The 12,098-nt window shown below is 69.0% G+C and carries 13 protein-coding genes; 4 read left to right on the top strand and 9 right to left on the bottom strand.

Going from position 1 to position 12,098, the window contains the following annotated elements:
• Window positions 1-104: 104 nt before the first annotated feature.
• Window positions 105-1,067, top strand: coding sequence for a LysR family transcriptional regulator (locus NQV17_RS19270; RefSeq protein WP_044846148.1), 963 nt, complete (start codon window positions 105-107; stop codon window positions 1,065-1,067).
• 112 nt (window positions 1,068-1,179) lie between these two features.
• Here the strand turns inward: NQV17_RS19270 and NQV17_RS19275 are convergent, their stop codons facing one another.
• Window positions 1,180-2,139 (bottom strand): nitronate monooxygenase family protein, encoded by a 960-nt coding sequence (locus tag NQV17_RS19275; protein WP_124486615.1) that lies wholly within the window; start codon window positions 2,137-2,139, stop codon window positions 1,180-1,182.
• Window positions 2,140-2,419: 280 nt separating this feature from the next.
• Here NQV17_RS19275 and NQV17_RS19280 point away from each other — a divergent pair, with 280 nt between their 5' ends.
• Window positions 2,420-3,316, top strand: coding sequence for an alpha/beta fold hydrolase (locus tag NQV17_RS19280; RefSeq protein WP_044846150.1), 897 nt, complete (start codon window positions 2,420-2,422; stop codon window positions 3,314-3,316).
• Window positions 3,317-3,378: 62 nt separating this feature from the next.
• Here the strand turns inward: NQV17_RS19280 and NQV17_RS19285 are convergent, their stop codons facing one another.
• Complete coding sequence (locus NQV17_RS19285; protein WP_034177375.1) at window positions 3,379-3,870, bottom strand: Lrp/AsnC family transcriptional regulator; 492 nt, start codon at window positions 3,868-3,870, stop codon at window positions 3,379-3,381.
• A gap of 113 nt (window positions 3,871-3,983) precedes the next feature.
• On the opposite strand from NQV17_RS19285, the gene NQV17_RS19290 reads away from it, so the two are divergent.
• Window positions 3,984-4,886: a DMT family transporter gene (locus NQV17_RS19290; protein WP_257773489.1), complete on the top strand. Its 903-nt coding sequence runs from the start codon at window positions 3,984-3,986 to the stop codon at window positions 4,884-4,886.
• A gap of 218 nt (window positions 4,887-5,104) precedes the next feature.
• Here the strand turns inward: NQV17_RS19290 and NQV17_RS19295 are convergent, their stop codons facing one another.
• From NQV17_RS19295 to NQV17_RS19315, 5 genes are read right to left on the bottom strand one after another with little or no spacing between them, the layout of a single operon-like run.
• The gene (locus NQV17_RS19295; protein ID WP_257773490.1) at window positions 5,105-5,311 is read right to left on the bottom strand and encodes a DUF1289 domain-containing protein; all 207 of its coding nucleotides are present in this window, start codon (window positions 5,309-5,311) and stop codon (window positions 5,105-5,107) included.
• Window positions 5,308-5,814 (bottom strand): YbaK/EbsC family protein, encoded by a 507-nt coding sequence (locus NQV17_RS19300; protein WP_044846152.1) that lies wholly within the window; start codon window positions 5,812-5,814, stop codon window positions 5,308-5,310. The genes NQV17_RS19295 and NQV17_RS19300 overlap by 4 nt, the downstream gene beginning before the upstream one ends.
• Window positions 5,815-5,836: 22 nt before the next feature.
• On the bottom strand, window positions 5,837-6,769 hold the full coding sequence (locus tag NQV17_RS19305; RefSeq protein ID WP_124571770.1) for a hydroxymethylglutaryl-CoA lyase: 933 nt from the start codon (window positions 6,767-6,769) through the stop codon (window positions 5,837-5,839).
• A 29-nt stretch (window positions 6,770-6,798) separates the two neighbouring features.
• Window positions 6,799-7,740 carry a glyoxylate/hydroxypyruvate reductase A gene (locus NQV17_RS19310; RefSeq protein WP_257773491.1) on the bottom strand — a complete coding sequence of 314 codons (942 nt, stop codon included), beginning with the start codon at window positions 7,738-7,740 and terminating at the stop codon, window positions 6,799-6,801.
• A 4-nt stretch (window positions 7,741-7,744) separates the two neighbouring features.
• On the bottom strand, window positions 7,745-8,182 hold the full coding sequence (locus NQV17_RS19315; RefSeq protein ID WP_044846155.1) for a VOC family protein: 438 nt from the start codon (window positions 8,180-8,182) through the stop codon (window positions 7,745-7,747).
• Between the two features lie 257 nt (window positions 8,183-8,439).
• Here NQV17_RS19315 and NQV17_RS19320 point away from each other — a divergent pair, with 257 nt between their 5' ends.
• Window positions 8,440-9,063, top strand: a complete 624-nt coding sequence (locus NQV17_RS19320; RefSeq protein ID WP_257773492.1) for an alpha/beta hydrolase — start codon at window positions 8,440-8,442, stop codon at window positions 9,061-9,063.
• A 54-nt stretch (window positions 9,064-9,117) separates the two neighbouring features.
• Here NQV17_RS19320 and NQV17_RS19325 read toward each other — a convergent pair whose 3' ends face one another.
• Together NQV17_RS19325 and NQV17_RS19330 are read right to left on the bottom strand one after the other, a co-directional pair.
• A complete protein-coding gene (locus tag NQV17_RS19325) occupies window positions 9,118-11,238 on the bottom strand; it encodes a phosphocholine-specific phospholipase C (protein WP_257773493.1) in 2,121 nt (706 codons plus the stop codon).
• 57 nt (window positions 11,239-11,295) lie between these two features.
• Window positions 11,296-11,580 carry a hypothetical protein gene (locus NQV17_RS19330; RefSeq protein ID WP_257773494.1) on the bottom strand — a complete coding sequence of 95 codons (285 nt, stop codon included), beginning with the start codon at window positions 11,578-11,580 and terminating at the stop codon, window positions 11,296-11,298.
• Window positions 11,581-12,098 lie beyond the last annotated feature (518 nt).

Consider the following 12,098-nt stretch of genomic DNA (forward strand, 5'->3'; position numbering starts at 1 on the left):
CCGCTATTCGCGGCGCCGTTTTGCCTTTGTTGACCTTTTTGTTTCTTCGCCTTTGTTACCCTATCTCGTAATTGCATAATTCCCAGGAATTGCGAGCTAGTTCGATGGATACCCTCGTCAGCATGAATGTGTTTCGCTACGTCGTCGAAGTGGGCAGCTTCGTCGGCGCGGCCGAGCGCATGCAGATGTCGGCCGCGATGGCGAGCAAGCACGTGATGCATCTCGAGCAGCAGCTCGGCGCGCGGCTGCTGCATCGCACGACACGACGTGTCGCGCCGACCGAGGCGGGACGCGAATACTATGAGCGCCTCGTGCAGGCGCTGTCGGAACTCGACGAAGCCGGACAGGCGGTCGGCGCCGCGAGCGTGGTGCCGCAGGGCCGCCTGCGCGTGACGTCGCTGTCCGCGTTCGGATTGCGGCACGTGATGCAGGCCGTCACCGATTATGCGGGTCGGTTCCCGGACGTGACCGTCGACGTGACGCTGTCCGATCGCGTGGTCGACCTGATCGAGGAAGGCTACGACGTCGCGGTGCGCGCGGCGCCGAACGGGCTGAAATCGTCGTCGCTGGTCGCGCGGCAGATCGCGACCGCGCACATCCTGCTGGTCGCGTCGCCCGAGTATCTCGACAAGCACGGCACGCCCCAGACGATCGCCGATCTCGCGCATCACAACTACCTGCGTCGCGATTCGAATTCGACGATGCTCGATTCGCTGGTGATCGACGCGGCCGCCGCGTCGCGCGTGAACCTGAACGGCAACCTGATCGTGAACCATCTCGAGGGGCTGCGCGCGGCCGTGCTCGCGGGCGCGGGCATCGCGCTGCTCGGCACCGAGGTGGTCGGCGACGACATCGAATCCGGCCGGCTCGTGCCGGTGCTGCTCGACGCCGTGCCGCCGCACGAGGCGCCGATCTATGCGGTGTACGCGAGCCGTCGCCACGTGTCCGCGAAGGTGCGCTCGTTCGTCGACTTCCTCGCGGCACGATTCGAAGGGCAGTCGCTGTGCCCGTCGATCGAGTCGCGCCTGCGTGTGCTGCCGATCACGCGGATCAAGCGCGCGGGCTGACCGGCGCCGGCCGCCCGCGTGGCGGACATGAAAAAAGCGCGAGCCGTTGCGGTTCGCGCTTTTTTGTTTGGTCCGACGTCGTGCGCGCCGGTGGCGCAACCCGCCGCCCGCGTCAGCGCGCGATGCCGAGTCGTGCCTTCGCGTCGTCGTACTCGCGCTTCAGGCGCTCGACGAGCGCGCCGACGCTCGGCAGGTCGTCCATCAGGCCGACACCCTGGCCGGCACCCCAGATGTCCTTCCACGCCTTCGCCTTGTCGCCGCCGAAATTCATCTTCGACTTGTCCGATTCCGGCAGTGCGTCCGGATCGAGGCCGGCCTTCTCGATGCTCTCGCGGATGTAGTTGCCGTGCACGCCGGTGAAGAGGTTCGTGTAGACGATGTCGGACGATTTCGCGTTGAGGATCGCGTGCTTGTAGTCCTCGACCGCGTGCGCTTCCTGCGTCGCGATGAAGCGCGTGCCCATGTACGCGAAGTCGGCGCCCATCGCCTGCGCGGCGAGGATCGAGCCGCCGTTGGCGATCGCGCCGGACAGCACGATCGGGCCGTCGAACATCTTGCGCACTTCACCGACGAGCGCGAACGGCGACGTCGTGCCCGCGTGGCCGCCGGCGCCGGCCGCGACGAGGATCAGCCCGTCGACGCCCGCTTCGAGCGCCTTCTGCGCGTGGCGCAGGTTGATCACATCGTGCAGCACGATGCCGCCGTAGCTGTGCACCGCGTCGACGATCTCGCGCGCCGGCGCGCGCAGGCTCGTGATGAAGATCGGCACCTTGTGCTCGACGCACACGCGCACGTCGTGCTCGAGCCGCGCGTTCGACTGGTGGACGATCTGGTTGACCGCGATCGGGCCGATCACGGCGTCCGGGTGCTTCGCCTTGTGGTCGGCGAGTTCGGACTGGATCTGCGTGAGCCATTCGTCGAGCAGTTCGGCCGGACGGGCGTTGAGCGCGGGGAAGGATCCGACGATACCCGCCTTGCATTGCGCGAGCACGAGTTCGGGGTAGCTGACGATGAACATCGGCGACGCGATGACGGGCAGCGTCAGGTTCTGCAGGACGGCGGGCAATGCCATGTTGATGTCTCCAGTCTCGAGGGGCGGCCGGGCCCGGCGCGGTCGCGCCGACGCCGGCATGCATGCTTGGCGGTCGAACGGTGCTTCGAGTGTAGCGGTACAGCCGCGCGTTCATATTAATACGAACGGTCGTGCGATTCTACGCGAGCTTAACAAACCGCGCGGCGTGGCGACAATCGAGTGAGTGTTCTCTTTCTACGCGTTCGGGCATCTGGCGCGCGCAGCAGCCGGCCGGGCGCTCCTACAATATCCGCCATAACAAACCAACGAGAAACAAACCATGTCGTTTGAGGCGTTTGCACCGTTTCGCGTGACGGTGCAGGACACCGACATCTTCGGTGTCAAAGGAGGCGCGGGGCCGCCGCTTCTGCTGCTGCACGGCCACCCGCAGACCCACATGATCTGGCATCGCGTCGCCGCGACGCTGGCGAATCACTTCACGGTGATCGCGACCGACCTGCGCGGCTACGGCACGTCGGGCAAGCCGCCGAGCGACGCGCGGCATGCGCCGTATTCGAAACGCGCGATGGCGGCCGACCAGGTCGCCGTGATGCGCCATTTCGGTTTCGAGCAATTCCATGTGTGCGCGCACGATCGCGGCGCGCGCGTCGCGCACCGGCTCGCGCTCGATCATCCGGCGGCCGTCGAGCGGATGATGCTGCTCGACATCGCGCCGACGCTCGCGATGTACGAGCAGACCGACCGCGCGTTCGCGACCGCGTATTTCCACTGGTTCTTCCTGATCCAGCCGGCACCGCTGCCCGAAACGCTGATCGAAGGCCGCACCGATGCGTACATCGAGCGCGTGATGGGCAACCGCTCGGCCGGGCTCGCGCCGTTCGCGCCGGAGGCGCTCGCCGCGTATCGCGCCGCGCTCGCGCAGCCGGGCGCCGTGCATGCGATGTGCGAGGACTACCGCGCATCGGCGACGATCGATCTCGAACACGACCGCGCGGATCTCGAGCGCGGCAACAAGGTCGCGTGCCCGCTGCGCGTGCTGTGGGGCGAGCATGGGATCGTCGGCCGCTGCTTCGATCCGCTCGACGAATGGCGGCGCGTCGCGCGCGACGTCAGCGGCCGCGCGCTCGATTGCGGGCACTACATTCCGGAAGAGGCACCCGTCGCGCTGATCGACGAGCTGCTCGCGTTCTTCGAAGCGCGCGACGCGGCCGCGTGAGCGGGGCCGGCCGCGGCGGCTCGCGCGGCGCTTGCTGCGCGTCGACGGTCAGCGTTCGAGGATCAGCGGCGCGCGGCGTCGTCTTCGACCAGCGGCGGCAGGCGGCGCGGCACGGGCGTCGATTTCACGATCGCCGTGCTCGTTTCCGCGCGCTCCGTCACCTTCGACAGGATGTCGTCGAGGTGCTCGATCGTGCGCAGGTAGAGCCGGCAGATGAAGCAGTCCTCGCCGGTCACCTTGTCGCATTCGACGAATTCCGGAATCCGCCGCAGCACCTCCTCGACCAGATGCAGCTGCCCCGGCAGCGGCTTCACGCGGACGATCGCCTGCAGCGTGTAGCCGAGCGCGCGCGGGTCGAGCTCGACGGTGAAGCCCGCGATCACGCCCTGCGCTTCGAGCCGCCGCACGCGGTCGGCGGTCGCGGGCGCCGACAGCCCGATCTGTCGCGCCAGTTCGCTGGTGGCGATGCGCGCATCCTCGGCGAGCGCCGCGAGGATCGCGCGGTCGGTCGCGTCCAGCGACGCGACGGCGGGCGGAGAAAGGCGTTTCGACATGATCGCTTTGCTTTCGAAGGTGAATCGGTCGTTTCGCTTCAGTTTAGCCGTGGATGCACCGAAAGCAAGTTCCTAGAATCGAAGTCATCTTCTCTCGCCAAACGGAGTCCATGATGGCCTCGAACGAAATCCGCCGCGGTGCCGCCGAGATGGTCGTCGCGATGCTGATGTCCGGCACGATCGGCTGGCTCGTGATGTCGTCGCAGCAACCGCTCGCCAATGTCGTGTTCTTCCGCTGCCTGTTCGGCGCCGCGACGCTCGCGATCGTCTGCGCGGCGCTCGGCTTGCTGCGCCGCGCGCTGTTCTCGCCGCGCATGCTCGTGCTCGCGACGCTCGGCAGCGTCGCGATCGTCGCGAACTGGCTGCTGCTGTTCGCCGCGTATTCGCGCGCGTCGATCTCGATGGCGACCGCCGTCTACAACACGCAGCCGTTCATGCTCGTCGCGCTCGGCGCGCTCGTGTTCCGCGAACGGATCAGCGCGTCGACGATCGCGTGGCTCGCGCTCGCCTTCATCGGGCTCGTCTGCGTGGTGCGGGTCGAGCCGGCCGTGCTCGCGGTGCCCGGCGAATATCTCGAAGGCGTCGCGCTGTCGCTCGGCGCGGCGTTCCTGTACGCGGTGTCGTCGATCGTCACGAAGCACCTGAAAGGCACGCCGCCGCATCTGCTCGCGCTGCTGCAGGCCGGCCTCGGCATCGTGCTGCTCGCGCCGTTCGCGCACTTCGACACGCTGCCCGCGACGGCCGCGCAGTGGCTCGATCTCGTCGTGCTCGGCGTCGTCAACACCGGCCTGATGTACGTGCTGCTGTACGGCGCGATCCAGAAGCTGCCGGTCGCGATGACGGGCGCGCTGTCGTTCGTCTATCCGGTCGTCGCGATCATCGTCGATCGCGTCGCGTTCGGGCAGACGCTCGCGTGGACGCAGGTGCTCGGCGCGCTGCTGATCCTGCTCGCGGCGGCCGGCGTGAACCTCGGCTGGCGCATCGTGCCCGCGCGTCGCGCGGCGGTCGGCAACTGAAACGGTCGTGCGATTCGGCTTGCCGCTGCGCTTGCCGCCAAGCCCATCGGCGTCGCCTCCGGGCACGCGGATTGCGCGCCAGACAGGTCGTAAGGAGTTGTAGGGAAACACCCGATGCGACGCTGCAGCGTCGCTCGTATGATGCGGGCTGTGACGTTGATCACGTTCACAGGATTCCGATCTCATGCCGTTCGCCAAGCAGGCCGAACGGCATTTTTTTATGCGCCGCTCCGCGCGAGCAGGCGCCGCCGCGCGTCGAGCCGCGCGAGCAGCACGCGTCTCGCGTCGTCGTCCGACGCGCGCCATCCCTTGATCTCGTCACGCGTGCGCAGGCAGCCCGCGCACCAGTCGGTGCGCGGATCGATCCTGCAGACGTCGGTGCACGGCGAGGCGACCGTGCCGACCAGTACCGGCACGTCGCTCATGCGTCGTTACGCAATGCGACGTCGGCGACCGGCGCACCCGTCAGCGCGACGAGTTCCTGCGGCGACAGGTTGAACACCGCGTGCGGATGGCCGGCGGCCGCCCACAGGCTGTCGAGCTCGAGCAGGTCGGCGTCGATCAGCGTGACCGGTTCGACGAGATGGCCGATCGGGCACACGCCGCCGATCGCGTAGCCGGTATGGTCGCGCACGAACTTCGCATCGGCGCGGCCGACCGCGCCGACCTGGGCGGCGACCTTCTTCTCGTCGACGCGATTCACGCCGCTCGCGACGACGAGCACCGGCAGGCCGTCGGATTCGCGGCGAAACAGGATCGACTTCGCGATCTGCGCGACCGAGCAGCCGAGCCCGGCCGCGGCTTCGGCGGAGGTCTTGCCGGTTTCGGCGAGCATCACGATCCCTTTCGCATGCCCGCGTTCGCGCAGCAGCAGCGCGACGCGTCGCGCGGAATCGGGGAGAGAGTCGAATGAAGCGGGTGTCGTCATGGGGAGTCCGTGAGTGTCGGGGTCACGCGCAGCTCGGCGCGTCGGCCGCGCTCTGCGCCTTGGCGAGCAGCGCGCGACCGGCGCGCGACACGTTCGCGCGGCCGATCGCGTTCGAGATGAAGTCGCCGGCGGCGACCACCTGCGCGAGATCGATGCCGGTGTCGATGCCGAGGCCCTGCATCAGGTACAGCACGTCCTCGGTCGCGACGTTGCCGGTCGCGCCCTTCGCGTACGGGCAGCCGCCGAGGCCGGCGACCGACGCGTGGAAGATCTCGATCCCTTCGAACAGCGCCGCGTAGATGTTCGCGAGCGCCTGGCCGTAGGTGTCGTGGAAGTGGCCCGACAGCCGTTCGCGCGGGAACACGCGCGTGACGGCCGACAGCACTTCGCGCGTGCGCGTCGGCGTGCCGACGCCGATGGTGTCGGCGATGTCGATCTCGTCGCAGCCGAGCGCGGCGAAGCGTTCGACGACGTCGACGACCGACGCGACCGGCACCTCGCCCTGGTACGGGCAGCCGAGCGTGCACGACACGCTGCCGCGCAGCCGCAGGCCGGCATCCTTCGCGGCCTTCGCGACTGGCTCGAAGCGCGCGATGCTCTCCGCGATGCTGCAGTTGATGTTGCGCTGCGAGAACGCCTCGCTCGCCGCGCCGAAGATCACCACTTCGTCGGCGCGTGCGGCGAGCGCGTTCTCGAAGCCTTTCAGGTTCGGCGTGAGCACCGAATACACGGTGCCCGGGCGACGCTCGATGCCGGCCATCACGTCGGCGCCGTCGGCCATCTGCGGCACCCATTTCGGCGACACGAACGATGCGGCCTCGACATTGCGGAAGCCGGCGCGCGACAGCCGGTCGACGAGCGCGATCTTCACGTCGGTCGGTACGAAGGTCTTTTCGTTCTGCAGCCCGTCGCGCGGGCCGACTTCGACGATCTTGACGGCGGTGGGGAACGTCATGGTTGTCTCCAGTTTCGTATAGGCGGAATTCAGTAGCCGCGCGCGTAGTCGACGATGCCGCCGACGCGCTCGCCGCGCTCGAGCGCGCGGATCTTGCCGGCGATCTGCTCGACGGCTTCGTCGCGCAATGTCTCGGCCGAGCTGTGCGGCGTGATCGTGATGCGCGGCGCGTGCCAGAACGGGTGGTCGACCGGTAGCGGCTCGTGCTGGAACACGTCGAGCGTCGCGGCGGCGACCTGGCCGCTCGCGAGCGCGTCGAGCAGGTCGGCTTCGACGAGGTGCGCGCCGCGTGCGACGTTCACCAGGTATGCACCCGGCGCCAGCTTCGCGAAGGTCCGCGCCGACAGGATCCCGTCGGTATCGTGCGTGCTCGGCAGCAGGTTGACGAGCACCTTCGCGCCGTCGAGGCACGCGTCGAACGCGTCGTCGCCCGCGAAGGTCGCGACGCCGTCGAGCCGTTTCGGGCTGCGGCTATAGCCGCGCACCGGCAGGCCGAGCGCCGCGAGCGCCTGCGCGACCTGCGCGCCGAGCACGCCGAGGCCGAGCACCGCGACGGTGAAGCTCGCGCGCGGATGCGGCTCCAGCACCTGCCAGCGGCGCTCGCGCTGCAACGCGTCGTATTCGTCGAAGCGGCGCAGGTAGCGCAGCACCGCGTGCGTCACGTATTCGATCATCTGCCGCGCCATGCCCGAATCCTCGAGGCGCACCAGCGGCACGTCGCGCGGCAGCGTGCCGGGATGCGCGCGATCGAGCGCGAGCAGCGCATCGACGCCCGCGCCGAGGTTGAAGATCGCGCGCAGGCCGTCGCGCGGCGCGAACAGCTCGCGCGGCGCGCGCCACACGAGCGCGTAGTCGGCGGCGGCCGTGTCGCCCGGCTGCCACGCGCGCAGCTCGGCCTCGGGCAGCGCCTGCGCGATCGCATCGCGCCAGGCGCCGGCTTCCTGGTGCGGCGAGTAGAACAGGATCTTCATGCGCTTACTTCGCGAACAGCTGGCCGATGTCGGCGAACGCCTTGAACTCGAGCGCGTTGCCGCACGGATCGAGGAAGAACATCGTCGCCTGCTCGCCGACCTCACCCTTGAAGCGGATGTGCGGCTCGATCACGAAGCGCGTGTGCGCGGCCTTGAGCTTGTCGGCGAGCGCATGCCATTCGTCCATCGACAGCACGACGCCGAAATGGCGCACGGGCACGTCGTCGCCGTCGACCGGGTTCACCGCGCTCTTGCCGGTTTCGTCCGGCGCGAGGTGCGCGACGAGCTGATGGCCGAAGAAGTCGAAGTCGACCCAGTGTTCCGAGCTGCGGCCCTCGGGGCAGCCGAGCAGGCCGCCGTAGAACGCGCGCGCGCCGGCGAGGCTCGACACGGGGAAGGCGAGATGGAACGGGCGCAGCGCGCCGGCGGGCGTAGCGGACATCGGGCGTCTCCTGTCGATCGGAACCGGCGCGGGGCGCCCCGGTTCGATCCGATGCAAGGCAAGCGGGAAGCCTACATTCTACGGTTTCGCGGCGCATTGCGCCGCCGCGAGGCGGCCGGCCCGCACCGCGGGGCCCGCCCGGGCGGTCGCCCGGCTACCGTCGCGCGCAAAAGCAAAGCACAAAATATTGGTTCGGCCGCCGCCGGCGGCGCGCCACAATCGAACCTCGTCTCCAAGCAAAGCAAGCGAGGGCAATCATGCGCGCATGCAGCAAATCGGCGTGGCCGCCGCGGCTCGTGACCGTTCCGGGCCTGCACGGCAGCGAAGGCGCCCACTGGCAGACCTGGCTGGAGCGGCAGTTCCCGCGTTCGCTGCGAGTCGAGCAGGCCGACTGGGACGCCCCCGATCTCGCGCGCTGGGCGCAGTCCGTGCGCGTGCTGCTCGAACGCGAGCGCGGCCCGTTCGTGCTGGCCGCGCACAGCTTCGGCTGCCTCGCGGCCGCGCATGCGCTCGCGCAATGGCCGCAGGCGGCCGACGTCGCGGGCGTGCTGCTCGTCGCGCCCGCCAGTCCGGAGAAGTTCACGTTCGCCGGGCCGTTCGACGCGCGCCGGCTCGCGGTGCCGTCGATCGTGATCGGCAGCGAAACCGACCCGTGGATGCCGCTCGCCGATGCGCGCACGCTCGCGCAGCGGCTCGGCAGCGCATTCGTGAACCTCGGCGACGCGGGGCACATCAACACCGCGGCCGGCTTCGGGCCGTGGCCGCGCGCGAAGTACTTCATCGACACGCTGGTGCACTGCGCGGCGCCGCTGCGCTTTCGCGACGCGGACGACGGCTTCGACCTCGCGCCCGTCGAGCGCGCGCTCGCGCACGCGATCTGAGATTCGACGGCGCGCGCCGCGAGGCCGACGCCGCGCACCGTCGTGCCGCCGCGCTTACGACGCGGAGACCGGGCGCACCGCGGCCGGATCCGAGTAGCTCGACCGGCCGTTCTCGACGTGGCCCGCGAAGCGGCGCGAGAACGTGCCGTTCACGCCGTCGCTCACCGTCACGTCGTACCAGTGGTGGCTCGACGCGAGCGCCCATTGCTCGACGCGCTCGTCGCCGCCGTGCAGGGTCACCTGGCGCGCGGGCGTGCCGTACGCGTTGTCGGTCAGCGTCAGCGTCACGTGACCGCTGCCGTGGTTGCGCAGCTTCAGGTACAGGTTGCCGTTCGCGATGTCGTAGCCGGCTTTCACCTCCGGCTGCGCCTGGTTGCGGCGGCGCGCCGTCGCGGCCGACACGTTGCCCGCGAACATCCGCACGAAGCCGTTCGGCCCGTACACCGAGAACGCATACGCACCGTTCGTCTCCGTCAGGTCGAAGTCCGCGTGCAGCACGCGGCGCGCGCCGACCGTGTAGCGCCACGGGCCGTCGGTGCGGTTGGTCGCGTACACCTGGAAGTGCGCGCCCTGGTTGCCGCGGTTCGCGAACTCGATGCGCAGCGTGTTGCCGCCATAGAGGCTCGCGTTCACGTGCAGTTCATACGGCAGCGCGCGCGCCGGGCGCACGCCGGGTTCCTGCGGGTCGATCGGCGACGGCGTCGCGGGCACGGTCGGCGCGGGTTGCGACGTGCATTGCTGGTCGGCGATCGAGCGGTACTGGCTCGTATCGGGCAGCGTCGGGAACGTCGCGTCGGACGAGCGGAAGTCGAACGCGGCGGTGAGGTCGCCGCAGACGGTCCGGCGCCACGGCGTGATGTTCGGCTCGTCGACGCCGAAGCGCTCGCCGATGAAGCGGATCACCGACGTGTGGTCGAACACCTGCGAGCACACGAAGCCGCCCTTCGACCACGGCGACACGACCGTCATCGGCACGCGCGGCCCGAGGCCGTACGGCAGCCCGTCGGCCGTGTAGCTGCCGCCGCGGCCGGGATTCACGACCGTATGCAGCTCGCCGTCGGTGGTCACGGTCGATGCGCCCTGCGCGGCCGAGGTCGGCGGCTGCGGCGGCACGACGTGATCGAAGAAGCCGTCGTTTTCGTCGTACATGATGAACAGCACCGTCTTCGCCCACACGTCGGGGTTCGACGTCAGCGCGTCGAGGATCTGCGACGTGTAGTTCGCGCCGTACGCGGGCGTGTATTTCGGATGCTCGGAGAACACGGCGGGCGGCAGCAGCCACGACACCTGCGGCAGCCGGTCGTTGATCACGTCGTCCTTCAGGTTGTCGAGCGTGCGCACCGTCTGCGCGCGCTGGTACAGCGACGAGCCCGGCTTCGCATTGATGAAGTTCGTGAAGTTCTGCAGGATGTTCGTGCCGTAGTTGCCGTTGTACGGATCGGCCCACGTGAGCCCCTGCTGGTAGATCTGCCACGACACGCCGTGCGCTTCGAGCCGTTCGGGGAAGGTCGTCCACGACAGCAGCTGGTACGCGGGCGGCAGGTCGCCGTCGACGTAGTCGGCGTTGTCGAGCAGCGGGCCGCCGAACTTGCCGGTCGGGTCGACCGTGCCCGTCATCAGGTACGAACGGTTCGGGTGCGTCGGCCCCGGCAGCGAGCAGAAGTAGTTGTCGCACACGGTGAACGCATCGGCGAGCGCGTAGTGGAACGGGATGTCCTCGCGTACGTGATAGCCCATCGTCATGTCGGTCTTGTTCGCGGGCCACTGGTCGTAGCGGCCGCCGTCGATCGCCGCGTGGGTCTTCGCCCACGAGTGGTCGAGCGCGCCGAGGCACTGCGCGCTGGTCGTCTTCGTGTCGAGCCGGAACGGCAGCACGGGCTTCGCCGGGTCTTCCTTCGACGGCTGGTACCACACCGGCTTGCCGTTCGGCAGCGGAATCGGGAAGCGGTCGTTGTAGCCGCGCACGCCGCGCAGGTGTCCGAAGTAATGGTCGAACGAGCGGTTCTCCTGCATGAACACGACGATGTGCTGGACATCGTGGATCGTGCCGGTGCCGCGCGCGGCCGGAATCGCGAGCGCGCGGCGGATCGATTCGGGGAACGCGTTGAGCGCGACGGCCGCGCCCGCCGACTGTGCGACGGTATGCAGGAAACGGCGGCGGCTGGATGACGTCATGTTATTTCACCTCGGTTCTGCGATCGGGGAACGGGGACACCGACAGGAACGGCGGGATCAGTGCGGCGACGACGCGGCGATGGCGGACGCGCCCGCGTTCGCCGCGGGCTTCGCGTCGTCGTCATCGTCGGGCGGGTAGTGGACGACGGGCGGCGCGAGCGGCGCGGCGTCGGACGCGGCGGTGCTCGCACCGGCAGCGCTGTTGAACGCGCTCGCGGCGCCGGACGATGCGCCGGCCTGTTGCGAGGCGTCGGTCGCGTGCGTGTCGTGCGGCGCGTCATCGCTGCAGGCGGCGACGAAGGCGGCGGCACATAGAACGACGACGAGGGCAACACGACGCATCACTTCTCTCCTGGCAGGCGGATCGGGAAACGTTTTCGAGTATGCCCGTGCGATGCGACGATTCGGTGAATCGTTTGCGACCGGCGCGTGATCGCGAACGGCTTTCGTGATGCTAACCATACGCTTTCACGGCGGCGGAGCCGGGTCGACCCGCCGAATTTTCATGGCGGATGTAGTGGCCGCGCGCATTACACGCGCGTGCAACGCGACGAACCATGCACGCGATGCGACGTGTCGTGCACGGCGGTGCGGACACCTTTGGCCAGCGTCGGTCGATGTGTCGCCCGCGCCACTGCCGAATGCGTGTTTTTTACCGCATCGACAGCCGGCGGTCAGCCACGCGCCAGCGTAGCGGCACGCACGTGACAGGAGCGGTAACCGATACCTGCGTGCGGTCCGTTCGCAACGCATGAACGCAATCTGCCCGGCGCAGGCGAAGACCCGTGTCGGCTTGCGGCACCGGAATTGCTCGCAGCGCCGATGCACGCGCCGTCCCGCGCGGCCATCCGGGCACAGGC

The organism is Burkholderia sp. SCN-KJ, assembly GCF_024656005.1.
Classification (GTDB): domain Bacteria; phylum Pseudomonadota; class Gammaproteobacteria; order Burkholderiales; family Burkholderiaceae; genus Burkholderia.

Bases quoted from the DNA above. Each gene is read 5' to 3' on its own strand.
- NQV17_RS19270 (WP_044846148.1), top strand. From the start codon at position 105: ATGGATACCCTCGTCAGCATGAATGTGTTTCGCTACGTCGTCGAAGTG.
- NQV17_RS19275 (WP_124486615.1), bottom strand. From the start codon at position 2,139: ATGGCATTGCCCGCCGTCCTGCAGAACCTGACGCTGCCCGTCATCGCG.
- NQV17_RS19280 (WP_044846150.1), top strand. From the start codon at position 2,420: ATGTCGTTTGAGGCGTTTGCACCGTTTCGCGTGACGGTGCAGGACACC.
- NQV17_RS19285 (WP_034177375.1), bottom strand. From the start codon at position 3,870: ATGTCGAAACGCCTTTCTCCGCCCGCCGTCGCGTCGCTGGACGCGACC.
- NQV17_RS19290 (WP_257773489.1), top strand. From the start codon at position 3,984: ATGGCCTCGAACGAAATCCGCCGCGGTGCCGCCGAGATGGTCGTCGCG.
- NQV17_RS19295 (WP_257773490.1), bottom strand. From the start codon at position 5,311: ATGAGCGACGTGCCGGTACTGGTCGGCACGGTCGCCTCGCCGTGCACC.
- NQV17_RS19300 (WP_044846152.1), bottom strand. From the start codon at position 5,814: ATGACGACACCCGCTTCATTCGACTCTCTCCCCGATTCCGCGCGACGC.
- NQV17_RS19305 (WP_124571770.1), bottom strand. From the start codon at position 6,769: ATGACGTTCCCCACCGCCGTCAAGATCGTCGAAGTCGGCCCGCGCGAC.
- NQV17_RS19310 (WP_257773491.1), bottom strand. From the start codon at position 7,740: ATGAAGATCCTGTTCTACTCGCCGCACCAGGAAGCCGGCGCCTGGCGC.
- NQV17_RS19315 (WP_044846155.1), bottom strand. From the start codon at position 8,182: ATGTCCGCTACGCCCGCCGGCGCGCTGCGCCCGTTCCATCTCGCCTTC.
- NQV17_RS19320 (WP_257773492.1), top strand. From the start codon at position 8,440: ATGCGCGCATGCAGCAAATCGGCGTGGCCGCCGCGGCTCGTGACCGTT.
- NQV17_RS19325 (WP_257773493.1), bottom strand. From the start codon at position 11,238: ATGACGTCATCCAGCCGCCGCCGTTTCCTGCATACCGTCGCACAGTCG.
- NQV17_RS19330 (WP_257773494.1), bottom strand. From the start codon at position 11,580: ATGCGTCGTGTTGCCCTCGTCGTCGTTCTATGTGCCGCCGCCTTCGTC.